This window comes from Saccharibacter floricola DSM 15669 (assembly GCF_000378165.1).
Taxonomy (GTDB): Bacteria; Pseudomonadota; Alphaproteobacteria; order Acetobacterales; family Acetobacteraceae; genus Saccharibacter; species Saccharibacter floricola.
This window is the reverse complement of sequence record NZ_KB899334.1, coordinates 216,884-241,682: the sequence shown is the minus strand read 5'-3', so window position 1 is coordinate 241,682 and position 24,799 is coordinate 216,884. Positions and strand designations below refer to the sequence as shown.

Sequence of the window (24,799 nt, the reverse complement as noted above, 5' to 3'; positions counted from 1 at the left end):
ATCCCCCATTGAAAGCAACCATTCCTGTGCATTCAAGAGCATGTTATAAAAGAAAAAGAGCATAAAAGGACAAAGGATGTCGGAAGCACACGCCGCGGAACAAAGTAAGTTGTCACGACCAGGCACAGTAGCGACGGTGCTTTTAGTCGGGATGGGAGGGCTTGCTGTTGGAAGTAGCTTGCCTATTTGGGAGCGTCTTTATGCTCATAGTGTCGTATTGGATATGATACAGGCAGGAGCGCGTGCGGGTGTTGTTGGAGGGTTAGCTGATTGGTTCGCTGTTACGGCACTTTTTCGGCACCCTATGGGATTGCCGATCCCTCATACGGCGATTTTACCGCGTCGGAAGAAGCAGCTCGGCCAAGCTATGGGGCGCTTTGTAGCGGAGCATTTTTTTACAGAGCATGATTTAACAGCGTTGCTGGAACGTTTTGATTGTTCAAAAGCTCTTGTTAAAACGCTCCAAAACCCAACAACACGCGATGCTGTTGTTGATAATATGCGGCGGATTGCTCCCGGCCTTTTGGAGCGTTTGGAAGATGGACGTGGATCGGCCTTGGCAGGGCGTCTTTTGCCTGTCTTGCTTCATGGGCGTGACGTTGCACCGCTTGTCGCACGGGTTTTGCGGGCGATGGTGAATGTTGATGTTCATCAAGAGGTTTTTTCTTTTTTCCTTTCTCAGTTTAAAGAGTTGGTCGTTCAACATGAGCCTGAGTTCCATCGTTTTGTAGAAGAGCGGGTGAGAGAGCAGGGCGGACGTTTTGTTGGTTGGGCGATCGGGGGGCGTGTAGCGTCTCAAGCGCTTAATGCGCTGAAGGTGGAATTAGAGCGTGTCGATCCGATGGATTCTGACGTCCGACATGGTTTTACCACATGGGTTAATGAGAAAATTGATCAGCTAGAGAAGGATCCAGCTCAGCTTACACGAATCATGGAACATATTTCAGACTTCCTTGGGCATGATGCTGTTAAGGAATGGTGGGGAAGTCTTTGGCGGCGTTTACGTATAGTGACAGAGGACGATAGCCAACGATCTGATGGATGGAGTGCCCAAGTCTCTCAGGCTTTGCTTGACCATGTGGTTGATATGCTGAGCGAGGATAAAGAGTTTTCAGCGAAAATAAATCATATTGTGAGCAGAAGTGCTGTGCATATGATTGCGGGCATTCGCCAAGAGGTCGCAGCTTTGATCGCGCGCGTGATGGAAAAATGGGATGGCCCCAGTTTAGCAGCACGTTTGGAGCGTGGAGTAGGCAAAGACCTTGCTTATATTCGTATCAATGGAACCGTTGTAGGGTTTCTAGTAGGAGGACTATTAGAGGCTGTTCTTGGTCTGGTGGCGAGACTATAAGAATGAAGAAGACAGCCCATTAACATTCTGTTATATTTTATGACGATAGAGCTTTTTAGCGGATAAATTTTTACAAATACCTTGACCTAAGCAACCATATGGGCCATCTCGAATTAATGTGGACTGTATAGGTCTGAAATACGTTTTCACAGGTTCTGGGTTTTCTATCGTGTTAAGACTGTCCAAGTTAGCGGATTACGCAACGGTTATCCTCGTCCGTTTAGGGCAAAGAGGGGAGCTTGCAACAGCAACAACGCTTGCCCAAGAAACAGGCGTGCCTGAGCCAACCGTAGCAAAAATTCTCAAAGGACTTGCTGCAGGGAAACTTGTCGTGTCCTACCGTGGGGCTCGGGGAGGGTATCGTTTAGCGGAAACGCTTGCTGATATTTCCGTTGCGCGTGTCATCCGAAGTGTTGATGGCCCAATCGCCGTGACAGCATGCTGTGATGGACGCGAATGCGGACACGGAGACACGTGCGGATTATCTGGACAGTGGGACATGGTCAATCAAGCCATCTGCCAAGCGTTAGAGAGTATCACCTTAGCGGATATGGCAGCGCCAGGGCCGTGTAAGAAAATGGCAACCTGTTCGGCAGACAAAGAACAAACCAGACCCGAAGAGATCGTGGTTTCTGGCTAAGAGGGGGAAACTATGCCGGCTGTATCGGAAACCCGTGAAACTGTCGAAAAGCTTGCAAACTCAGGCTATGAGTGGGGCTTTGAGACAGATGTTGAGATGGACATCGCGCCGAAAGGGCTGAACGAAGATATCGTTCGTCTCATTTCTGCTCGCAAGGAAGAGCCTGAATGGATGCTGCAATGGCGTTTAAAGGCGTTTCGCTCGTGGGAGAAAATGGAAGAGCCGCGTTGGTCTAAGGTCAACTATCCTGACATTGACTATCAGGACGCACATTATTTCGCACAGCCGAAGAAGAAGCCCGGCCCCAAAAGCCTTGATGAGGTTGATCCTGAGCTTTTAAGGACTTACGAAAAGCTTGGTATCCCTTTGCATGAGCAGGAATTGCTTGCAGGCGTAGAAGGTGCGGATGAAGCGCGCGCTCCTGTTGCCGTGGATGCGGTGTTTGATAGCGTGTCTGTCGCGACGACATTCCGTGAAAAACTCGCTGAAGCAGGCGTGATTTTCTGCCCGATTTCGGAAGCAATCCGCGAGCATCCCGAACTCGTGCAGCGTTATCTCGGAACAGTGGTTCCGCAGAATGATAATTTCTTCACGGCATTGAACTCAGCTGTCTTTACCGATGGTTCCTTTGTCTATGTTCCTAAGGGCGTGCGGTGCCCGATGGAGCTTTCCACCTATTTCCGCATTAATGCGCGTAATACGGGGCAGTTTGAACGTACGCTGATTATTGCTGAAGACCGCGCTACTGTGTCCTATCTTGAAGGATGCACAGCACCTCAACGCGATGAAAATCAGCTTCATGCTGCCGTGGTGGAGCTTGTGGCGATGGAGGATGCGTCCATCAAATATTCAACCGTCCAGAACTGGTACCCCGGTGATGATGAGGGGAAGGGCGGTATCTATAACTTCGTGACCAAGCGTGGCATCTGCAAAGGTGACCGAGCTCGTATTTCTTGGACGCAGGTTGAAACTGGGTCTGCGATTACGTGGAAATACCCATCCTGCATTTTGGCTGGAAAAGGCTCTGTTGGGGAGTTCTACTCCGTTGCCGTGACGAACCGTCATCAGCAGGCTGATACTGGGACGAAGATGATCCATCTGGCGCCTGATACGCGGTCAACGATTATAGCGAAGACGATTTCAGCTGGAAAGTCTGATAGCACGTATCGCGGCCTTGTGCGGATGCAACCAAAGGCACGTAATGGGCGAAACTTTACGCAGTGCGATAGTTTGCTCATTGGGGATCAATGTGGCGCGCATACAGTGCCCTATATTGAAAGCCGGAATATGACAGCGCGGGTTGAGCATGAAGCGACAACCTCGAAAATCTCTGAAGACCAGCTCTTTTATTGCCGATCACGTGGATTTTCGGAAGAGGAAGCGGTCGGTTTAATTGTGAATGGCTTCTGCCGAGAAGTGTTGAAAGAGCTCCCGATGGAGTTTGCCGTCGAAGCGCAAAAATTACTTCAGATTAGCCTTGAAGGAAGTGTGGGTTAAAACAATGAGCGATTTTCTAACGATCAAGGGCCTAAAAGCGCAGATTGATGCGGATGGCACAGAAAAGGAAATTCTCAAAGGTGTTGATCTCTCCGTTCCGAAAGGGGAAGTTCACGCCATTATGGGGCCGAATGGCTCTGGGAAATCGACACTTTCTTACACCCTCGCTGGGCGTGAGGACTATGAGGTGACCGCTGGTGATGTCTCCTTTAAGGGACAGAACCTCCTTGAGCTGGAGCCAGAAGAGCGTGCAGCGCTGGGTATTTTTCTAGCCTTTCAGGCGCCGGTTGAGCTTCCTGGTGTCAATAACGCGAACTTTTTGCGCACAGCGGTGAATGCCGTTCGCCGGGCTCGTGGGGAAGAGGAGCTGGACGCCGTTGCTTTCTTAAAGCTAACGCGTGAAGAGACAGCACGCTTGTCCATGTCTTCAGAGATGCTGAAGCGTGCGGTCAATGTCGGGTTCTCAGGCGGTGAAAAGAAACGCAATGAGGTCTTGCAGATGCGTCTGTTGAAGCCATCCTTAGCGATCTTGGATGAGACAGATAGCGGGCTTGATATTGACGCACTGCGCATTGTCGCAGATGGGGTCAATTCTCTGCGCAGTCCAGACTTCTCTTCCTTGGTGATTACCCATCATCAGCGTTTGCTGGACTATATCGTGCCTGACCGTGTGCACGTGATGGCAAATGGGCGGATCATCCATAGCGGTGGGCCGGAAGTGGCTAAACAGCTGGAAAAAGACGGCTATAAGCAGTTTCTTGAGGCAGCAGCGTGAGTGAAACGACACAGAAAGCGTGGACGGCCTTTACAGAACGGGCCGGAACACGGGCGGCGTTGTTGGGTACGCAAGAGCTACCCACACGCCGTGTAGAAGCTTGGCATTATACGTCTCTTCAGCCCTTAAATGGGGTGGCTTGGCGCACGCCAGAACGGCTTTCTTCAGCGCGATTGACGGCCTTGCTCAAGCCTTTAGCCTTGCCTGAAGCAGATGGTTGCGTGGTTTTTGGTAATGGGTATGAAGATACCGATTATACCAAACTTCCTGCGTCGGTGATGCGGGAGAAGCTTGATGGACATGTACCTTCTGAGGATGCAGCGCTGAAAGGCCGCTTCTCCGCACAGCTCAATGGTGCGCTTCGTCAAGATGGGCTGCATCTGCGTGTGCCGGCTGGTGTTGATGGCGGTTTGGTTGTGCTGGCGAGTGTTTGTGATGGACAAGATGTCTCCGTGCATCTTCATCACAGCATTGTGCTGGAAGAGGGGGCTTCTCTGACATTGCTTGATGTGCAGGGAGGTGAGGGACGTTACCTTGCGAATCCGCTCTTTGACGTACGCTGTGCCAAGGGAGCCCATTTCCGGCATGTGAAGCGGCAGGCGGAAAGCAAGGAAGCGTTCCATCTTGGTATCGTGTCTGCTCATAGTGAAGAGCACGGGAATTATAACAGCTTTACCCTCAATCAGGGGGGAGCATTAGCCCGTCATGAGGTGGTCAGCACCTTACAAGGCCCGCATGCTAACAGTACAGTGAATGCTGTTCAGCTCGTCGATGGAGCGCGGCTGAATGATTTGACGTCTCTTATTCATCATGCAGCTCCTGACTGTACGTCACGCCAAACGGTGCGGAGCGTTCTGTCTGATGCGGCACAGGGTGTCTTCCAGGGGAAGATTCTGGTCGACCAAATCGCGCAGAAGACGGACGGTTATCAGATGAATCAGGCGCTTCTTCTTTCTGAAAAAGCGCAGATTAACAGCAAGCCTGAGCTTGAGATTTATGCTGATGATGTCAAATGCAGCCACGGTGCTACGGTTGGTGCGCTTGATGAAGAGCAGCTGTTCTACTTGCGTTCTCGCGGTATTCCAGAAGAGCAAGCACGCATCTTGCTGATTAATGCCTTCTTACGAGAAGCTGTAGAAATGCTGGATGATGAGGGCCTGCAAACCTATCTGTTAAGGAGCTTCCCTGGTCATGAATAATAATGTGCGTGCTTGCTTCCCTATTTTATCTGAAAAGGTGCATGGGCGTCCGCTTGTGTATCTTGATAGTGCGGCTTCTGCACAGAAGCCCAACGCTGTTATAGATGCGATGAGTGAAGCGGCACGCCATTGTTATGCGAACATTCATCGTGGCCTTCATGCGATGAGTGAACGGACAACAGTAGCCTATGAAGCGGTGCGTCAGGACGTTGCGCGTTTTATTAATGCCCCCAATGCACAGGAAGTTTTTTTCACGAAAAACAGCACTGAAGGCTTTAACTTTTTAGCCCATACATTGGGTGAGCGCGTTAAACCGGGGCAAGCGATTATTCTTTCAGAGCTGGAGCATCACGCTAATATTGTGCCTTGGCTGATGTTGCGTGAGAGAACAGGGGTTGAGCTGCGGATTGTTCCAATTAAAGATGACGGTGATCTCGACCTAGATGCTTATGAAGCGCTTTTGTCTGATGGAAAAGTGGCGTTGGTGTCTATCACTCACATGTCCAATGTGTTGGGGACGATCACACCGGCGAAGCATCTAGCGGAGCGCGCGCATCATTACGGGGCAAAGATCATCTTTGATGCCTCACAGTCCATTGTGCATCAAAAGCTTGATGTGCAGGAGATTGGTGCAGACTTTATCGTCTTTACGGGGCACAAGCTTTACGGGCCAACCGGTGTTGGTGCTGTATGGGGACGTGCCGCTCTGCTTGAAGAGCTTCCACCTTTTATGGGGGGAGGCGAGATGATCCGTTCTGTTTCATTTGATGCGGTGAGTTGGGCTGATGTACCGCACCGTTTTGAAGCAGGAACGCCGCCTATTTTGGAAGTGATCGGTTTGGGAGCGGCACTTCGCTTCGTGGAAGAAATTGGCCATTCTCAGATAGAGGCTCATGAAAAAGAGCTGCTGGCTTATGGGACGGAGCGTCTGTCTTCTCTTAAAGGCATGCGTATTCTGGGTAACCCAGCTAAAAGAGGGGGAGTGCTCTCATTTGTGATGGAGGGTGCTCATCCACATGACCTAGCTGTGCTGTTGGACAAGCAAGGAATTGCTGTACGGGCTGGGCAACATTGCGCAGAACCGCTATTAACGCGTTTAGGATTGCATGCCACAACGCGTGCGAGTTTTGGTTTATATACAAGTCTGAGCGAGATTGATGCACTCGTAGAAGGGCTTGAACGTGCACACGGACTACTCACGTGAGGGAAAGATGACGAATTCCAATGTTCATGACAATGGTAATGGCTCATCTTTAGAAGATGAGCGTGATACCCAAAAAACCGGTGTGCCCGAGCCTTTTCCTGATGGGTATGAGCAGCTTGTACCCCCGCCCGTTGACGCTCCGCCAACACAGGAAGAGGTCATCGCGGCGATTGAGACGGTGTATGATCCGGAAATTCCCGTCAATGTGTACGAGCTGGGTTTGATCTACGCGATTGACCTTCATGATGATGGTCGCGTGCATATTGAAATGTCGCTTACGGCGCCGAATTGCCCCAGTGCCCAAGAGCTTCCTCAGATGATTCGTTATGCGGTGCTGTCGGTCGCAACGGTTAAGAAGGTGAAGGTGGATGTTGTATGGGATCCACCGTGGGATATGAGCCGTATGAGTGATAATGCGCGTTTAGCGCTCAATATGTTCTAACGGAGAAAGGGGAAACAGAGATGACTGAAACATCCCCAAAGAAAGCGTTGCCACCTTTGCTGAGTATGACAGAGCGGGCGGCAGAGCGTCTGCGTGCTCTGTATGCTGGAGCGCAACAGGGAAAAACTCTCCGTATCAGCGTGGGTAGGCGAGGCTGTTCGGGGCTTTCTTACGAGATGGATTTTGTCGATCAGCCGCAAAAAGGAGATGAGCATGTGCAGGATCATGATCTCACTCTGTTGGTTGACCAGAAGGCCACTCTCTTTTTGATAGGAACGGTTATGGATTACGAGGTGAAAGACCTCGAATCGGGCTTTACTTTTACTAATCCGAATGAAAAAGGCCGGTGTGGCTGTGGAGAAAGCTTCCACATCTAAATCGCATTGGGAGCTAAAAAGCGGAGGGGGTTAGCCTCTCCGCTTTTTTTCGATCTTTTTAAGACGCTTTGCATCACGCGAGAGCGTAATAACCGTTTCAACATCGCTCGACCATAAGAACTGATCGACAACGTGCCAGTCGATAAGCTGAAAACCAGCCTCGTGTAACGGTGCAAGATCTTTGGTGAGTGCTGCTGGGTTGCAGCTGATATATACAATATCTTTCACGTCAGAACGCGCTAAAGGCGCAAGCTGTTTTCCTGCTCCACTATAAGGTGGGTCAAGGATGACAACACGTGCGTTTTTCAAATCATGGGGGAGTAGCGGTTGACGGTTGAGGTCACGCACGTCTCCCTCTGCACGCGTCCCGTGAGTGGCTTTGCGTAAAGCCGCTATCGCCTCAGCACTGCCTTCGTAGGCTTTAACGTGCCCTTTTTGGGCTAACGGGAAGGTAAGTGTCCCACAACCGGCGTAAAGCTCGACAAGGCGATCTTTACGGTTGAGAGAGGGAAGGGCACGAAGCACAGCATCCACAATGCTTTGTTCGGCTTCACGTGTGGCCTGTAAAAAGGTTGCGGGAGGAGGGGCGACCTTAACGCCAGCAAAGGAGTGGAAAACAGGCCCCCATTGCACAACCGTTTCCATCTCTTTACCGGGAGCGGCACGCCACGTAATGCGCGGGATGGCGTGAGCACGGGCAAAGTCCGCTAACTTACGGCGGTCTGAACTCGAGAGGGGAGACGGTGTTTCAAGCGTTATATCTGGGCCGCTCTCAAGAAGGTTGATCGCGATCCCTCCGCGCCCTGTTAGGGCGCCTAGACCTGATAAAACCTCTCGCAATGGTGTCAGAAGAGCCATTAAACGTGGATGAATAAGGGCGCATTCCGTCATATCGACCGGATCGCCCCCGCGCTGATGTAGCCCGAGCACTACACCGCCATCGACCCGTTGCAACGCGGCATCAAGGCGTTGACGGGAATGGGACGGTGTCTGGAAAGATGTTGGTGTGGGTAAGGAGTCGTATCCTGCCGCTTGAAGCGCGTTTCGTACGCGTGACATCTTCCAGTCTAATAAGGCCGGAAGCGCCATGTGCTGTAGTGTGCAGCCTCCGCATGGTTCCGCAAGGGCGCATACGGGCGTAACGCGGTCGGACGAATCGCTCTCACGTGCCAAAAGATCACATTGCGAGCCGTTAAAGCGGACATGCACCGTCTCTCCAGGAAGGGTGCCTGGAATATAGAAAACCTGCCCTTCGTGACGGAGAAGACCGTCCCCAGAATGACCAAGCTGTTCAATCTGGAGATGCTGCTGAGAAGAGGTAGCGATCATTAATCGTTGTTACGCGGTGTAGGGCGGCAAGCGATATGCATAAAGGCCGGCACATACTCGCCAAACCCTTCTTGGACACCGCCTTTTTCTGGGACAGGTGGCAGAAGCCCTTTAGGAGAAGCACCTTTCCCACGAGCCCGGGAAGGGCGCACATCATCGCGAGGCGCTTTGTTTTTGCGCTGCTTGGGGTGTGATTCGTGAGAGGATTTCTTTTTCGCTGAAGCGGTGTCTGACGCGAAATCCTTGAAATTTTGAGACCAATCAAGGACAGGGAAACCTTCAATCATCCCATGTTTGATCTTCTTCTTGGTGAGGGCCTCGACCGCATCAAGCAGGTTTTCATCCTCGGATGGGGTTACGAGCGTAAAAGCATGCCCTTCCTTGCCTGCGCGACCCGTGCGACCAATTCGGTGCACATAATCTTCTGCATTAAACGGAAGGTCATAGTTAAAGACATGCGATAGCCCGCCGATATCAATGCCGCGCGCTGCAATATCAGAGCATACAAGAAGCTTCAGTTCGCCGGAACGGAAACGTTCCAGCGTTTCAAAGCGTAGAGATTGTGTGAGGTCACCATGCAAATGACCAACAGCAAAGCCCTTCCGTGAGAGATAGGCGTTTAGGGTATCAACGTCGCGCTTGCGGTTACAGAAAATGATCGCATTTTGCACATCTTCTGTGCGTATTAACGTACGTAGTGCTTTTTGTTTGTCGCTCTTCTCAACCAAGAAGACGCGTTCAATAATGGTGCTGGCGACAGATGATTGACGTGCGATGGTAATTTCACGCGGCGATGACAAGAAGGCTTCCGTCAGACGACGAATTTCTGGTGCCATAGTTGCAGAGAAAAAGAGTGTCTGGCGGCGTTGTGGCAGTAAGCTAACAATACGCTCAATGTCGGGAATAAAACCCATATCAAGCATACGGTCGGCTTCATCAATAACAAGCATATCTGTTTTTGTAAGCAGTAAGCCGCCACGGTTAAACAGATCAAGCAAACGTCCTGGCGTCGCGATGAGCACATCAACCCCACGGTTAAGAAGCTCACGCTGCTCATTCATGTTCCCTCCGCCAATGAGGAGGGCATGGGTAAGGCGCAAATGTTTGCCGTAGCGCTCGAAGTTTTCAGCAACTTGAAGAGCCAGCTCACGTGTAGGCTCTAAAATGAGCGAACGTGGCATGCGGGCGCGGGCGCGCGATTTTGAGAGCTTTTCCAGAAGGGGAAGGGTAAACGAGGCCGTCTTTCCTGTCCCTGTCTGAGCAACGCCCAGAACATCATGGCCTGCAAGAATGTCCGGAATTGCTTGCGCTTGAATAGGCGTAGGGTGCGTATAGCCCATTTCCTCTACAGCGCGCAGCAACGGGGCTGAAAGAGCAAGGTCTGAAAAGAGAGGGGTCTTTTCGTCTTTTGGCGAAGGGGCTTGGGCTACAGGAGCAGCCTCTTCAGCGTCGGAGGAAGTATCCTCTACGGCTTGTTCTGGCTGATTGGCCTTTTTCCTAGAAGAGGCACGTGTCGTCCGCTTCCGTCGAGCCGGTTTTTGAGGAGGTTCATCGTCTTGCGGGGCGTCCGTGTGCGCTTCGTCAGCTGTCGGTGTCGTAAGAGGCCGTGTGTCTTCCGCTTTTTCAGCAGCTTTCTTACGTGTCGTTGTGCGACGGCGTGGCTTAGGAGCTTCCTCAGCTGACGCTTCTACGGTCTCAACATTCGTTATGTCTTTAGCGGCCGTTTTTCTAGGACGGCCTCTTGGCTTAGGCGGTGCTTTGTCCATTTGTTTAGATGTTTGAGGAGAATCGGCATCATTGGCCTGAGCATCCGCCTCTGTGTTTTTGGTACGCCGCGTGCGTGTCGTCTTCTTTGAGGCAGCGCTCTCTGCCGCTTTTGTTGTGCTTTTTTTGCGTGTTGTTGTTTTCTTCTTAGGCGCAGATTCGCCCTCTGCCTCTGTGCTTACAGCCTCAGAGGGTGTTTCCGCTTTGACATTACGACGACGTGTCGGTGTCTTGCGGGGAGCTTTGGCCGTGCCTGCCTCCAGTGCCGAGTCGTCAGTGACCGCTTCCTCGGTCTTGTTTGTGCGCTTACGCACAGTCTTTGCGCGGGAAGGAGTCTTGCGCGTACGGGAAGGGGTGCCGGTAGAGGAGGCTGACGAACTGGAAGGTGTCTTGGTGCTCAAATGACTCTCGAAACACTAATGTAAAGGTTCTATCAATCTAGAAAAATCCAGACAGACTGGGATCATGGCCATATTTAATCAGGATACTCTCAGGGTACCCTACTAGCCATACTGTCTCCGTTATCGCCAATTCCCCCAGAAGGCAAGAGATGTCTTCTAAAGGATTGGCATAATAACGCAGAAGGTTGTGTTTTTTATTTAGAATCCATGCCCGAAAGAGCCTGAAAGTACGGCGATAATGCCCCAAAACAGCATAATGGCTGTGCGGCGGTGCAACGAAACGAAGGTTTGTGGCTGAGGGCGGATCGCACGACGCGCTGTCTTTAATGGGCCAAAGAACATGGTGAGGAAGGCGATAGCCATCATAACGCCACAGAAGGACATCAGGTGATAAGGCCATGGGAGGTGACCGCCTGCACGTACAAAGAGGGCGATTCCCGTAATGAAGGCAAGAGGCACAACGTGCCATAACGCACGCAAATAGCGGCTATAGGATTGTAGCAGAACCGTGGTGGCCTGGGCTGGTTCTAACAAACGTGTCGCACGGCGTAGTTGGAGGCAGTAAAAAGCGCCACCAACCCAATAGGCCATGCAGAGAAGGTGCAGGGCCAGAACAAGGCTCCAGACAATAGAAATGAGCATGGGCTCCTCAATGAGTTATGTTATTGTTGCAAGCAATTATAGAGGGAAGATCGCTTTATGTCTCACTCTGAACGCATGTCTTTTGAAACGAACGCGTTATTAACCCCACATGAGACGCTGCAAATGGATGCGCATATGTCGTCATCTTTGGAGTTTTTGATGGAAAATGCGGGCGCTATGGTTGCGCGTCTTATTCGTCAGCATTTTAAGTCATGCCGTGTGTTGGTGGCGTGTGGCCCAGGAAATAACGGCGGTGACGGCTATGTGGTCGCGCGGTATCTGCAGGGATGGGGCTGGCCCGTTTCAGTAGCGCCTTGGAAAAAGCCGCAGCATGGCAGTTTAGCCGCTCGTGCTGCGCAAGAGTGGACGGGGCCGATCGTTGCTTTTGAGGCCGCAGAGGCTATGCGGGCAGAGTTGGTAGTAGATGCGGTGTTTGGAGCAGGGCTATCGCGTCCATTGCCGGAAGATGTTGTGCATTTTTTCCAGCATGTGCCTCGGTGTGTGGCGATTGATGTGCCTTCAGGCGTTGATGGGGTGACTGGAGCATGCTGGGGGGAGGTTCCGCAGGCGCTATTAACCGTTGCCTTGGTGAGGAAACGACCTGGACATCTGCTGGAGCCTGCTACGGGAAGATGCGGCCAGGTTGTGTGTGTGGATATTGGGATGCCAGAGGAGGCATTTTCAGGGCTTAAAGCGCGCTATTGGGAAAATACCCCCTCATTATGGCCGCTTCCACTGCAATATGAGCAGGATCATAAATATACACGAGGGGTTGTGAGTCTCTATGGCGGCGCGCACATGCCGGGGGCTGCTCGCTTTGCGAGTGATAGCGCACGTCATACCGGAGCTGGCTTGGTTTGTGTGTCCTCATCGGAGGAAGGGGCTGCGTTATATCGTACGGTATTGCCTGGTTGCGTTGTGGATCAGAAAACACCGTATGACAGTGTGAAAGACCAGCGGCGGCGCGTTTGGGTGTGTGGCCCGGGCTTAACGTTTAAGGAGGTGGAAAGCGTTCTTCCAACTCTATTGGAAGCGCAATGTCATGTCATCGCAGATGCCGGCGCGTTGGCATGGGCAGATGGGCTGCCTGAAAAGCTGCGTGGCGTGAAGGTGATGACCCCTCATCTAGGAGAGTTCGTGCGGGTGTTTGGCCCGGTGAGAACCTCCCGACTGGAGGCAGCACAGCAGGCATCTAAGGAAACGGGGAGTGTGATTGTCTTGAAAGGGGCGGATACCGTGATTGCCGCACCAGATGGACGGACAGCGATCAATCGGCACGCGACCCCGGCATTAGCAACGGCAGGATCGGGTGATGTGTTGAGTGGAATTATCGCTGCTTTATGTGCGTCGGGAATGCCTGCATGGGAGGCCAGTTGCGCTGCTGTTTGGATTCACGGTGAAGCGGGGCGGCAAGCGGCTCAGGCAAAGGGAGGATGGATTGTTGCAGAAGATCTCATCACATTTCTTGGAAAAGCACGTCACGCGGCAGAAAAATCCCAAAAATTGTCGATAAATAGGTGATGAAATCACATTAAAAGTAAAAATCCCGCTTTTGTCGCTCCAAACCCTCTTGCCGAGTGAGCCGTCATGCGCTAAATCCCCTTTCACCGAGGCATGACCGGCACAGAGGTCATCCCGAAGGAGATATAAAGTCGTCTGGGTTTATGCGGGCGTGGTGGAACTGGTAGACACGCTAGATTTAGGTTCTAGTGGCGCAAGCCGTGGGGGTTCAAGTCCCTCCGCCCGTACCAAGGCGATCTCCTGTAAGATATGAATCACTAACTATCCGACCGAGAGGATCGCCTGGCTCATGCAGGTTACGCCCACGCTTAACGAAGGTCTTAAGCGCTCCTTCACTGTTGTTGTCCCGTCTTCTGACCTGCAGGCTCGTTGTGACGCTCGTCTAAAAGAAGTTGCACGCGATATCCGCCTTCCAGGCTTCCGTCCTGGTAAGGTTCCAGCAAGTGTTGTGAAGCAGCGTCATGGCCAGGCCGTTCAGGGTGAGGTGATGGAGAAGCTGGTTCAAGAAAGCGTTACTAAGCTTCTTGAAGAGCAGAATATCCGCCCAGCAGGACAGCCTAAGGTTGATCTCGTGAACGGCCCTGATTCAGGGAAAGATCTTGAGTTCACCCTTGAGATGGAAATCCTTCCAGAGATCGCCGTTCCTGACATGTCTGGCTTGAAGCTAACACGTTTGGTTAGCAAGGTCGGTGATGATGTTGTTGAAAAAGCTCTCGGTGACGTTGTACGTCGTAACCGCACCTTCACGACGATCGAAGAAGACCGTCCAGCAGGTAAGGGCGATGTCCTATGTGTTGATTTCGTCGGTAAAATTGATGGAACGCCATTTGAAGGTGGCGCTGCTGACGATGTCAATGTGGAGATTGCTGGGGAAGGCTTTATCCCAGGATTCTCTGAGCAGATGGATGGCATGAAAGCTGGCGAAGAGCGCACGATTACAGTGACCTTCCCAGAAGATTATCAGGCTGCTGAGCTAGCTGGTAAGGAAGCCACCTTCGACGTGAAGGCGAAGGCACTGAAAAAAGCTGAAGATCCCGCCGTCGATGATGAGCTTGCTAAAACCCTTGGTTTAGAGAGCATTGATCAGGTTCGTAAGATCATTACGGAGCAGGCTGAAGGCGAATATAACCAGATGTCCCGTATGCGTATTAAGCGCGAGCTTCTGGACGCTCTTTCTGAAAAAGTGGACTTTGACGCTCCAGCTAGCATGGTTGATGCTGAGTTTGAGCAGATTTGGGCGCGTATTGAAGAAGAGCGTAAAGCTGGTCGTCTTGATGAAAGCGATGCTGCTAAGGACGAAGAAACGCTGCGTGCTGACTATCGCCAAATCGCTGAGCGTCGTGTTAAGCTGGGACTGCTTTTGGCGGAAATCGGCCGTAAGCAGGAGATCCAGGTCTCTCGTGAAGAGCTGATGAATGCTATGCAGCAGGAAGCACGTCGTTATCCTGGGCAAGAGCAGATGGTCTTCGAGTTCTTTACGAAGAATCCGCAGGCTGTTGAAAGCCTTCGTGGACCTATTCTGGAAAACAAAGTTGTTGATTATCTTATTGAGCTTGCTGACGTGACAGAAAAAGAAGTGACGCCAGAAGAGCTTGCAGATATGCCAGAAGCCACTCACTAAGAGACGATCAAGGGGGTGTCGGGGCATCTGGCACCCCTTTTTTGTTGCCTAATTTGCTTGTCCCCCTTTGACGAAAGACGTTTCCTGCTCCATTTCTGGTAAAGACATGAAGTCGACCCTGTTAGTGAGATGAGGGGAGGCATAAAGGAAAGAGACTATGGCCATTGGGGACCGTGACCCTCTCGATGTTTTTAGCAACACTCTCGTGCCGATGGTGGTTGAGCAAACTTCCCGCGGTGAGCGTTCTTTCGATATTTATTCGCGCCTCTTGCAGGAAAGAATTATTTTCCTGACAGGTACGGTGTACGATCAGGTATCATCGTTGATCTGTGCACAGCTTTTGTACCTAGAGAGCGTTAATCCCGATAAGGAAATTTCGTTCTATATTAACAGCCCTGGTGGGGTCGTTTCTGCCGGGTTGGCGATGTATGACACCATGCAGTATATCCGCTCTCCAGTGAGCACGGTGTGTATTGGGCAGGCGGCCTCTATGGGGTCTTTGCTTTTAGCTGCTGGTGAGGCAGGGCGTCGTTTCTGTCTGCCAAATGCGCGCGTTATGGTGCATCAGCCTTCAGGTGGTGCGCAGGGGCAGGCCTCTGACATTGAGATTCAAGCACGTGAGATTCTCAACATTCGTAGGCGCCTCAACGAAATTTACCGCGAACATACCGGGCGAACCTTGGAAGAAATCGAGGAAGCGCTGGAGCGTGACCGCTACTTGTCTGCAACAGAAGCGCAAGAGTTTGGGCTTGTGGATGAGGTTGTGCGGCGACACCCGACCGCTCAATAACTCGAATCACTATGTGGCGTTTCCGTATATCGGATTCATCTGAACTTGCCCGCAGCAGTTTACTCTCGGATGCTGCGGGGTAAGAGGAGCTGTGATGAGCGAGAAAGATAACGACTCCAAGAACACGCTCTATTGTTCGTTCTGTGGAAAGTCTAAACGCGAAGTAAAGAAGCTGATCGCGGGCCCGACAGTGTTTATCTGTGATGAGTGCGTTGAGCTAAGCATGGATATTATCCGTGAAGAGCGGATCACGAATCCTGGGCAAGCGCAGGATGGTCTGCCGACGCCGCGTGAGATCTGTGCAATTTTAGACGAATACGTCATTGGCCAAAATGAGGCCAAAAAAGTTCTGTCTGTTGCTGTTCATAACCATTATCGACGTCTTGGGCATATTTCCCAATATGGAAGTGATGTTGAGATTGGTAAATCGAACATCATGATGATCGGCCCTACCGGAACAGGGAAGACCTTCCTTGCTCAGACTTTGGCGCGTATTTTGGATGTGCCGTTCACGATGGCTGATGCCACGACATTGACGGAAGCTGGGTACGTTGGTGAAGACGTTGAGAATATTATTCTCAAACTTCTTCAGGCTGCTAATCATGATGTTGAGCGTGCGCAGCGTGGCATTGTCTATATTGATGAAATTGATAAAATTTCTCGTAAGGCAGAAAATCCTTCTCTCACACGCGATGTATCGGGTGAGGGGGTGCAGCAAGCTCTGCTGAAAATGATGGAAGGGACTGTCGCTTCAGTACCGCCGCAAGGGGGGCGTAAGCATCCTCAGCAAGAGCTGGTTCAGGTTGATACCACAAATATGCTCTTTATCTGTGGCGGTGCCTTTGCAGGGTTGGACAAGGTTATCAACGAACGCGGTCGTGGGACATCCATCGGCTTTGGAGCGGATGTACGCTCGGAGAATGAACGCCAGTTAGGCGATGTCTTGCGTGATGTTGAGCCAGAAGATCTGATGAAATATGGACTTATTCCCGAATTCATCGGTCGTTTGCCCGTCATCGCAACGTTGGAAGACCTTGATGAGGCCGCTTTGGTGCGAATATTAGGTGAGCCACGCAATGCGCTTGTGAAGCAGTATGTGTGCTTGTTCCAGATGAATAATGTGGAGCTTGTCTTCACAGAAGATGCTCTGAAAACGATCGCTCATCGTGCTATTGAACGCAAAACAGGGGCTCGTGGATTACGCTCTATTTTAGAGAAAATCTTGATGGAGCCGATGTTTGATCTGCCAGGTCAGACAACTGTTGAAAAAGTGGTTGTGAATGCCGATGTAGCAGCAGGGAAAGCTAAGCCAACATATGTGTATCGCATGGAGAAGACGGCGGAAGAGACATCTTCCTCATAAGCGATAGAGCACCGTTTCTGCTGCGGTTTAACTGTGTAGGAACGGCTATTGCTCGACTAGGTGTGGTGCACCATATTAGGTTTAGCGAAGATACGCCGCACCCTGTGCTCATAATGGGGCAGGATGCGGGTGATCGTCCTTGGTGGAGATCTTAAATTTATGAACGATGAAACTAAGCCAAAGCGCCGTCCTCGGAAGCGTGCTGCTGACGACAAAAAGGGGCAGGTCAAAAATGCCCCCCCCTCTAAAACACGTCGTCGGTCTTCCAAAGCAGTAGGCGGCAAGAAGGTGACGACGAAGCGTAAGGCAGCTACTGGGCTGCCTGTGTTGCCTCTGCGCAATATTGTCGTTTTCCCACATATGATCGTTCCGCTGTTTGTGGGGCGTGATAAGTCCGTTCGCGCGCTCGATAGCCTTGCGTCTGATCAAGATGAGATTGTTCTGGTTGCCCAGAAAGAGGTCGATCAGGACGATCCTGGAAAAGATGATGTCTACCGAGTTGGTACTGTTGCGACGATTCTTCAGCTTTTGAAGCTTCCAGATGGAACCGTTAAGGTTCTCGTAGAAGGGATGCGTCGTGTACGTTTAACCGACTTGCAAGAGGGAGATGACGGGCATTTTGTCTCTCCTGTTGAAGATATTGCTAATGATTATGAGCTTTCTGAAAGTGAGCGTAAGGTTCTTGCTCGTTCGACCTTAGGACGCTTTGAGGAATATGCGCGTCTTAATAAGAAAGTCGCACCAGAGGTTTTGAGTTCGGTTGCGCAGTTGGACGATTCGTCCCATCTAGCGGATACGATCACAAGCCATCTCAATTTACGCATTCCTGAGAAGCAAGCGCTTTTGGAGATGTCAAAGGTTGAGCAGCGGCTAGAGCAAGTGTTCGCCCATATGGAGGCGGAGATTGACGTTCTCCAAGTTGAGCAGCGCATTCGCACGCGCGTTAAAAAACAGATGGAGAAGACCCAGCGCGAATATTATTTGAATGAGCAGATGAAAGCCATTCAGAAGGAATTAGGCGAGGGGGAAGATGGTCGTGATGAGCTCAGTGAGCTTGAGGAAAAAATCGAGACGCTCGATTTAACCCAAGAAGCGTATGACAAGGCACGCTCCGAGCTTAAGAAACTCCGCAATATGAGTCCTTCCTCAGCCGAGGGCGCTGTGGTGCGGAATTATCTGGAGTGGCTGACAGACCTTCCGTGGAAGAAGCGTTCGCGCATTACGCGTTCTTTGGAAAAAGCGGAGAATGTGCTTGAGAGCGATCATTACGGCTTAGAGAAAATAAAAGAGCGCATCTTGGAGTATTTGGCTGTTCAGAGTCGCTCTAGAAAGCTCAAAGGCCCGATACTTTGCTTGGTTGGCCCTCCTGGTGTGGGTAAAACCTCGCTGGCTCGTTCTATAGCGCGTTCCACGGGGCGGAAATATGTCCGCATGTCCCTCGGTGGTGTACGGGACGAATCGGAAATCCGTGGTCATAGACGCACCTATATTGGCGCCATGCCGGGTAAGATCATTCAAGGTATGAAAAAGGTGGGAGTTTCTAATCCACTTTTCTTGCTTGATGAGATTGATAAGCTTGGCTCTGATTGGCGGGGTGATCCGAGCTCTGCGTTGTTAGAGGTCTTGGATCCAGAACAAAATAGCACTTTTGGAGATCATTACTTAGAAGTTGAGTATGATCTGTCTGATGTGATGTTTGTGACAACGGCCAACTCACTCAACATGCCGCAACCGCTTCTTGACCGGATGGAGGTCATTCGTCTGTCAGGATACACGGAGGAAGAAAAGGTTCAGATTGCGCGGCGCCATTTGCTTGAGAAACAAGAAAAGCTGCATAATCTAAAGCCGAGTGAGTGGGAGCTGTCCGATCAGACTCTGCTTGCCCTGATTCGCTCGTACACGCGTGAGGCGGGTGTGCGTAATTTGGAGAGAATGATTGCTCGCTTAGCTCGTAAGGTTGTGCGTGAGATTTTAACAACGCGGAAAAAACGCATTAAAATCACGCCGAAGAATCTTGAGGACTATGCAGGTATTCCACGTTATCGTCACGGTGAAGCTGAATCTGACGACCAAGTGGGTATTGTAACTGGCTTGGCCTGGACGCAGGTGGGGGGAGAAATCCTCACCATTGAAAGTCTGGTTGTCCCGGGTAAGGGGAATATCAAGCAAACCGGGAAGCTCGGCGATGTGATGAAAGAAAGCGTTTCAGCGGCGTTTTCTTACGTGAAGTCCCGTGCAGCGGAATTTGGTATTGACCAAACGCTTTTGGAGAAGAACGATATCCATGTTCATCTTCCAGAAGGGGCCGTGCCCAAAGATGGTCCGTCTGCAGGGGGAGCGCTTACGACGTCTTTTGTAAGTGTTCTTACTGGTATTCCTGTCCGTCATGATGTTGCTATGACGGGAGAGGTGACGTTACGTGGGCGTATTTTGGAAATTGGCGGTCTGAAAGAAAAGCTTCTAGCAGCGCTGAGAGCCGGTATTAAAACGGTGCTTATCCCTGAGGCGAATGAAAAAGACCTTGCTGATGTTCCAGAGAACGTGCGTCAGGCACTGACAATCATTCCTGTTAAACATATGGATGATGTGCTTGATGTCGCTCTGACGCGTCAACCACAAGCGCTTCCGCCGGGAGCTGTGATGGATAAAAATGGGGAGCAGACTGATACAAGTGTGCTTTCTCAGTCGTATCAGCACTGACTTTCGACACTTGATGCGATTCTACCGGTTGACGCGGCAAAAAAGCGCTTCATAGTGCGAACCGTTGACCCTTAATCAGCGCCTCCTCTTTTCAACGTAGGATAGAGGGGCGCCTATCCTTAGAAAGGCATATCATGGAGAAACCTTTGAATAAGCAGGAACTGATTGCTTCTGTTGCTGAGGCGGCTGATCTTCCAAAAGCGAAGGCAAGTGAAGTTGTGGATGCGGTTTTCGGTACGATTGAGAAAACCCTTTCCAAAGGTCAGGAAGTGCGTCTGGTTGGTTTCGGTAGCTTCGTGACAGCCACACGTAAGGCGGCCAAGGGTCGCAACCCACGTACAGGTGAGGAAATTGATATTCCTGCCTCTACTTCTGTCCGTTTCAAGCCTGGTAAAGGTCTGAAGGATGCCGTGAGCAAGTAAGCTCGCAGGGGGGCTCCAGGTTATTCATCAAAAAAAGTTGAATAACCTGGTTGCGTCCCATCTCTGTTTATCCTATATACCGCTGCGGGCAATTAGCTCAGAGGTAGAGCGTCTCGTTTACACCGAGAGGGTCGGCGGTTCGATCCCGTCATTGCCCACCATCCATTTATTGATAGAGTTATGATCTGGCGTTTCGATATTCATGAGGCGCTGGCATCGACTTCCGACTTTTGCCGGGGTCGGGCTCAAGCCGGCGATGATCAAGGCTTAGTCGTCCTTGCAAAAGAGCAGAGCGCAGCGCGTGGTAGTCGTGGGCGCTCTTGGACAACGGGGAAAGGGAATCTTGCCTTTTCGTTCGTATGTCGCATTCCTGAAAATTCGACTTTTCTTCAAGCGCTTCCTTTTTTGACGGCTGTAGCCCTGTACGAGGGGATGACAGCATGTCTGCCTGCTTCATTTTCAACAGAAAAACATTTCACGTTAAAATGGCCCAATGACCTTCTGCTTCATCAATGTAAAATGGCCGGCATTCTTATTGAGACCGGGTATAATGAGGCGCATCAATGGGCTGTGATTGGTATTGGTGCGAATTTGAAAAATGCCCCTAAATTGCCAGATAGGCGTTTAGCGTGTTTCGCTGATCTTGCCACACCGCCTGATGCAGAAGAGTGTGCGAGGAAGATCGTTCATTCTTTTGATCGATGGAAAAAAGAATGGGAAGAGAAGGGCTCCTCTGTTGTGCATCAGGCGTGGTTATCCTACGCTCATCCAATAGGAACGCGTCTTGCGGTACAAGGACGCGATACGTATAAAACTGGCATGTTTAGTGGGCTTGATGCACAGGGGCACCTACTGCTCACGCTGGATAATGGTGATGTCATCCCGGTTGTAACCGGCGACATCCTTTGTGAGTAGGAACGCGGCGGTGCTTCTCGTCATTGATGCAGGCAATACGAATGTTGTTTTTGCCGTTCATGATGGAACGGCTTGGTGTGGGCGTTGGCGTATCTCCACTGATGATCGTCGTACGTCTGATGAATATGCTTCTTGGCTTTTAGGATTAATGGAGCGGGTTGGTTTGGATCCTGCGGCTATTAATCACGCAATTATTGGGACAGTTGTTCCTGCTGTTTTGTATGATCTGAGGCGTTTTTGCCGTTCTTGGTTGGATGTAGAGCCTCTTGTCGCCAACAATGACCTTGATTGGGATATGGAGGTGCTGGTTGACCAGCCTGATGAGCTTGGTGCGGATCGTCGGTTGAATGGTCTCGCTGCTCATCGTCTTTATGCAGGCCCTTTGGTGGTTGTTGATTTTGGAACAGCAACGACATTTGATGTGATTGACCAACAGGGGCGTTATTGTGGGGGAGCGATTGCCCCCGGTGTTAATCTTTCTATGGATGCGCTGCATCAGGCAGCAGCGCGCTTGCCTCGTGTGAGTGTTGGGCGCCCTGCTGAAGCGATTGGGCGCAGCACGAGCGTTGCGATGCGCTCTGGTCTTTTTTGGGGATATGTCGGGCTTGTAGAAGGAATTGTTCGACAAATTAGAGCGGAAATGAATGAGACCCCTAAGGTTGTCGCGACCGGTGGCCTAGCCCCGCTTTTTTCTGAAGGCACAGCATTTTTTGATGAGGTCGCTCCGGATTTGACCCTTGATGGTCTCCGTTTCCTTGCACAGCAAAATGAGCAGCGCTTCATCACGACTTCTCCCGAACGTCTTGTTCGTTCGATGACACATAAACCGTTAAGCACATAACAGCTGTGGGATTGAGTATGACAGAATATAAAGATGGACTAGCCTATCTTCCACTAGGAGGAACGGGTGAAATTGGTATGAATTTCAACCTGTACCGTTTGCGTCATGAAGGCGAGGAAACATGGCTCGCTATTGATTGCGGTATTGGTTTTTCGGGCAATGACACACCAGAAGCTGAAGTGCTGATGGCAGACCCGACTTTTATCGCAGAGCGTAGCGAGCGTTTATGCGGGCTGGTGATTACCCACGCCCATGAAGACCATTTGGGCGCGATTGCTCATCTTTGGCCGTATCTGCGCTGCCCTGTTTATGCGACGCCGTTTGCTGCTGCTGTATTGCGTCGTAAATTGGGTGAAGCACGTCTGAATAATCGGGTTGTTCTTAACGTCATTATGCCGGCCTCTCGCTTTGATGTCGGGCCATTTGACCTACAATTTGTCCCCGTGACTCATTCCGTGGTGGAAGCTCAGTCTATTGCGATCCGCACACCTTACGGAATGGTGGTGCATACAGGTGACTGGAAGCTTGATCCTAATCCGCTGGTTGGGCCTTTAACCGCTTTGGATACCTTTAAAGCACTTGGCGATGAAGGTGTGCTCGCGATGGTGGGCGATAGCACGAACTGCTTGAGAGAGGGGCCATCTCAATCTGAATCTGAAGTGCGTATTGGCCTAACAGAGCTGATTGCAGGGCTTGAAGGGCGCATTGCCGTCACATGCTTTGCGAGCAACGTGGCGCGTGTTGAGAGCATCGCGAAGGCGGCGCTGGCTTCTGGTCGTCAGGTCATGGTGGTTGGGCGTTCTTTGAGGAATTTGGAAAGTGCCGCGCGTGAATGTGGCTATCTGACGGATATTCCACCTTTCCTTACAGAGTATGATGCGCGCGATGTTCCTGATGATAATCTGCTGATGATTATTACGGGAAGCCAAGGCGAATCACGTTCAGCTCTATCGCGTATCGCGTCTGATACTCATTCCACTATTTCCTTAGGGGAAGGGGATACGGTTATTTACAGCTCTCGTGTTATTCCGGGGAATGAACAAGCTGTGATGACGGTTCAGGACAATCTGACGCGCCGTGGTGTGATGGTGCTGACAGATAAAGACGGTATGGTTCACGTTTCTGGCCATGCGACAGGTGGTGATATTAGTTATCTCTATGGCCTTGTCCGTCCTAAATACAGTGTCCCGACGCATGGGGAGTGGCGGCATCTAACAGCTCATGCGGCTCTTGCTCGTGAAGCAGGGTCTGACGTTGTTTTGCTAGAAGATGGCGATATTCTCAATCTTGCACCGGGTGAGGTGAAAGTTGAAGATACGGCCCCAACAGGGCGCTTGGCTCTTGATGGTGGACGGTTGCTTCCGATGACGGGCGGGGTGCTGGCAGCGCGTCGTCGTATGTTGTTCAATGGTGTTGTTCTGGCCAGTTTTGCTGTTGATGATGAGGGGTATGTCATTGGCGAGCCACGCATCAGCGCGCCCGGATTGTTGGATCGTGAAGATCCAGAAAGCGAGCGTATTCGAGAAGATTTCGCCTATGCGATTGATGAGATTCCCGATGAACTCCGGTATGACGATATTGCGTTCCGTGATGCAGCACGCACAGCGTTGCGCCGTGCGTTAGGACGTAAGCTGCAGAAGCGTCCGCTCGTTGATGTCCATCTGTTGCGCGTTTAAAGGAAGTTCTTCATGCGTTTAAGCCAAGCATTCCAGCCGACACTGAAAGAAGTGCCGGCTGAAGCTCAGATTATGTCTCATCGTTTGATGCTGCGTGCCGGGTTAATCCGCCAGACAGCATCAGGAATTTATACATGGCTGCCGGCAGGGTTGCGTGTGCTGCGCAATATTGCTCAGATCGTGCGCGAAGAGCAGGATGGAGTGGGTGCGCAGGAAGTGCTGATGCCAACCCTGCAGTCTGCTGAATTATGGAAACGTTCTGGGCGTTATGATGCTTATGGGCCTGAAATGCTGCGGATTCAGGATCGGCAAAAACGTGAACTCCTTTATGGCCCCACGAATGAAGAGGTCGTGACAGACTTATTCGGGAGCACGGTTAAATCTTATCGTGAACTGCCGAAGACGCTGTATCATATTCAGTGGAAATTCCGTGATGAAATTCGCCCACGCTTCGGTGTGATGCGCGGGCGTGAATTCTACATGAAGGATGCGTACTCGTTTGATGCGTCCTATGAAGGAGCGGTGAGCAGCTATTATCGCATGATGCTCTCTTACCTTCGCATTTTCCGTCGTCTTGGCATTAAAGCGGTGCCAACGGCGGCCGATACAGGGCCGATTGGTGGTGATCTCAGCCATGAATTCCAAGTGCTTGCTCCTACGGGGGAGAGCGAGGTTTTTTATGATAGTCGCTGGGATGAGATTGATTGGGATAAAGAAGACCTCGATGGCAATCGTCCTGAGGATCTCAAAAAGCTTCAGGATTTGGTGAGCACCACTTATTCTGCAACGGACGAGAAGCATGATACGGCCGCTTGGGAACAGGTTCCCCAAGAAAGGCAGGCGTCTGGTCGTGGGATTGAAGTGGGGCACATCTTCTATTTCGGTACAAAATATACCGAAGCGATGGGTGTGGAAGTCAGCGGTGCAGATGGCGCAGCTTTCCATCCGCATATGGGCTCATATGGGGTTGGTGTCTCTCGTCTGGTCGGGGCGATTATTGAAGCCTCTCATGATGATAATGGCATTATCTGGCCCGAGTCGATTGCGCCTTACCGAGCGGCGATCTTGAACTTGCGTTCTGGGGACGACACCTGTGATGCGCTGTGTGAACGGTTCTACCAATGTGCGCCGGATGACATTCTTTATGATGATCGTTCAGAGCGTGCAGGTGTGAAGTTTAACGATGCGGATCTGCTCGGCCATCCTTGGCAGATCATCATTGGCCCACGCGGGGCCAAGAATGGCATGGTGGAACTCAAAGAGCGGGCAACTGGTGAGCGTTTTGAGCTTTCCGTTGATGAAGCACTGAAGAAGCTTGGGCTGGCTTAA

General features: G+C 51.2%; 21 protein-coding genes and 2 tRNA genes. 20 read left to right on the top strand and 3 right to left on the bottom strand.

Going from position 1 to position 24,799, the window contains the following annotated elements; translation table 11 throughout:
- Positions 1 to 76 precede the first annotated feature (76 nt).
- From F457_RS0102995 to F457_RS0102960, 8 genes are all read left to right on the top strand, one after another.
- Positions 77 to 1,351 carry a DUF445 domain-containing protein gene (locus tag F457_RS0102995; RefSeq protein ID WP_018979651.1) on the top strand — a complete coding sequence of 425 codons (1,275 nt, stop codon included), beginning with the start codon at positions 77 to 79 and terminating at the stop codon, positions 1,349 to 1,351.
- Between the two features lie 169 nt (positions 1,352 to 1,520).
- Positions 1,521 to 1,991 (top strand): SUF system Fe-S cluster assembly regulator, encoded by a 471-nt coding sequence (locus F457_RS12000; RefSeq protein ID WP_083912696.1) that lies wholly within the window; start codon positions 1,521 to 1,523, stop codon positions 1,989 to 1,991.
- 12 nt (positions 1,992 to 2,003) lie between these two features.
- On the top strand, positions 2,004 to 3,488 hold the full coding sequence (gene sufB / locus F457_RS0102985) for a Fe-S cluster assembly protein SufB (RefSeq protein WP_018979649.1): 1,485 nt from the start codon (positions 2,004 to 2,006) through the stop codon (positions 3,486 to 3,488).
- A 4-nt stretch (positions 3,489 to 3,492) separates the two neighbouring features.
- Positions 3,493 to 4,263 carry a Fe-S cluster assembly ATPase SufC gene (sufC, locus tag F457_RS0102980; protein WP_018979648.1) on the top strand — a complete coding sequence of 257 codons (771 nt, stop codon included), beginning with the start codon at positions 3,493 to 3,495 and terminating at the stop codon, positions 4,261 to 4,263.
- Positions 4,260 to 5,462 (top strand): Fe-S cluster assembly protein SufD, encoded by a 1,203-nt coding sequence (gene sufD / locus F457_RS0102975; RefSeq protein ID WP_018979647.1) that lies wholly within the window; start codon positions 4,260 to 4,262, stop codon positions 5,460 to 5,462. Before sufC ends, sufD begins: the two co-directional genes overlap by 4 nt.
- Positions 5,455 to 6,666, top strand: coding sequence for a cysteine desulfurase (locus F457_RS0102970; protein WP_018979646.1), 1,212 nt, complete (start codon positions 5,455 to 5,457; stop codon positions 6,664 to 6,666). The genes sufD and F457_RS0102970 overlap by 8 nt, the downstream gene beginning before the upstream one ends.
- Positions 6,667 to 6,673: 7 nt before the next feature.
- Positions 6,674 to 7,108: an SUF system Fe-S cluster assembly protein gene (locus F457_RS11995; protein WP_018979645.1), complete on the top strand. Its 435-nt coding sequence runs from the start codon at positions 6,674 to 6,676 to the stop codon at positions 7,106 to 7,108.
- Between the two features lie 20 nt (positions 7,109 to 7,128).
- Positions 7,129 to 7,485 (top strand): HesB/IscA family protein, encoded by a 357-nt coding sequence (locus tag F457_RS0102960; RefSeq protein WP_018979644.1) that lies wholly within the window; start codon positions 7,129 to 7,131, stop codon positions 7,483 to 7,485.
- Between the two features lie 30 nt (positions 7,486 to 7,515).
- Here the strand turns inward: F457_RS0102960 and F457_RS0102955 are convergent, their stop codons facing one another.
- The 3 genes from F457_RS0102955 to F457_RS0102945 form a co-directional block, all read right to left on the bottom strand.
- Positions 7,516 to 8,814, bottom strand: coding sequence for a class I SAM-dependent RNA methyltransferase (locus F457_RS0102955; protein ID WP_018979643.1), 1,299 nt, complete (start codon positions 8,812 to 8,814; stop codon positions 7,516 to 7,518).
- Positions 8,814 to 10,580, bottom strand: a complete 1,767-nt coding sequence (locus F457_RS0102950; RefSeq protein WP_083912695.1) for a DEAD/DEAH box helicase — start codon at positions 10,578 to 10,580, stop codon at positions 8,814 to 8,816. Before F457_RS0102950 ends, F457_RS0102955 begins: the two co-directional genes overlap by 1 nt.
- 597 nt (positions 10,581 to 11,177) lie before the next feature.
- Positions 11,178 to 11,621: a hypothetical protein gene (locus tag F457_RS0102945; RefSeq protein ID WP_018979641.1), complete on the bottom strand. Its 444-nt coding sequence runs from the start codon at positions 11,619 to 11,621 to the stop codon at positions 11,178 to 11,180.
- Between the two features lie 57 nt (positions 11,622 to 11,678).
- On the opposite strand from F457_RS0102945, the gene F457_RS0102940 reads away from it, so the two are divergent.
- From F457_RS0102940 to proS, 12 genes are all read left to right on the top strand, one after another.
- Positions 11,679 to 13,142: a bifunctional ADP-dependent NAD(P)H-hydrate dehydratase/NAD(P)H-hydrate epimerase gene (locus tag F457_RS0102940; protein WP_018979640.1), complete on the top strand. Its 1,464-nt coding sequence runs from the start codon at positions 11,679 to 11,681 to the stop codon at positions 13,140 to 13,142.
- A gap of 145 nt (positions 13,143 to 13,287) precedes the next feature.
- Positions 13,288 to 13,372 (top strand) — tRNA-Leu (locus F457_RS0102935).
- A 59-nt stretch (positions 13,373 to 13,431) separates the two neighbouring features.
- Positions 13,432 to 14,763 (top strand): trigger factor, encoded by a 1,332-nt coding sequence (gene tig, locus F457_RS0102930; RefSeq protein WP_018979639.1) that lies wholly within the window; start codon positions 13,432 to 13,434, stop codon positions 14,761 to 14,763.
- A gap of 157 nt (positions 14,764 to 14,920) precedes the next feature.
- Positions 14,921 to 15,553, top strand: coding sequence for an ATP-dependent Clp protease proteolytic subunit (locus F457_RS0102925; RefSeq protein WP_018979638.1), 633 nt, complete (start codon positions 14,921 to 14,923; stop codon positions 15,551 to 15,553).
- 94 nt (positions 15,554 to 15,647) lie between these two features.
- Positions 15,648 to 16,916, top strand: a complete 1,269-nt coding sequence (clpX, locus tag F457_RS0102920; protein WP_018979637.1) for an ATP-dependent Clp protease ATP-binding subunit ClpX — start codon at positions 15,648 to 15,650, stop codon at positions 16,914 to 16,916.
- A gap of 159 nt (positions 16,917 to 17,075) precedes the next feature.
- Positions 17,076 to 19,616, top strand: a complete 2,541-nt coding sequence (gene lon, locus F457_RS11990; RefSeq protein WP_083912694.1) for an endopeptidase La — start codon at positions 17,076 to 17,078, stop codon at positions 19,614 to 19,616.
- 134 nt (positions 19,617 to 19,750) lie between these two features.
- Complete coding sequence (locus tag F457_RS0102910; RefSeq protein WP_018979635.1) at positions 19,751 to 20,038, top strand: HU family DNA-binding protein; 288 nt, start codon at positions 19,751 to 19,753, stop codon at positions 20,036 to 20,038.
- A gap of 86 nt (positions 20,039 to 20,124) precedes the next feature.
- Positions 20,125 to 20,199 (top strand) — tRNA-Val (locus F457_RS0102905).
- A gap of 19 nt (positions 20,200 to 20,218) precedes the next feature.
- Positions 20,219 to 20,953 (top strand): biotin--[acetyl-CoA-carboxylase] ligase, encoded by a 735-nt coding sequence (locus F457_RS0102900; RefSeq protein WP_018979634.1) that lies wholly within the window; start codon positions 20,219 to 20,221, stop codon positions 20,951 to 20,953.
- Positions 20,954 to 20,963: 10 nt separating this feature from the next.
- Positions 20,964 to 21,794 carry a type III pantothenate kinase gene (locus F457_RS0102895; RefSeq protein ID WP_018979633.1) on the top strand — a complete coding sequence of 277 codons (831 nt, stop codon included), beginning with the start codon at positions 20,964 to 20,966 and terminating at the stop codon, positions 21,792 to 21,794.
- 17 nt (positions 21,795 to 21,811) lie between these two features.
- Positions 21,812 to 23,470 (top strand): ribonuclease J, encoded by a 1,659-nt coding sequence (locus F457_RS0102890; RefSeq protein WP_018979632.1) that lies wholly within the window; start codon positions 21,812 to 21,814, stop codon positions 23,468 to 23,470.
- Positions 23,471 to 23,482: 12 nt separating this feature from the next.
- On the top strand, positions 23,483 to 24,799 hold the full coding sequence (gene proS / locus F457_RS0102885) for a proline--tRNA ligase (protein WP_018979631.1): 1,317 nt from the start codon (positions 23,483 to 23,485) through the stop codon (positions 24,797 to 24,799).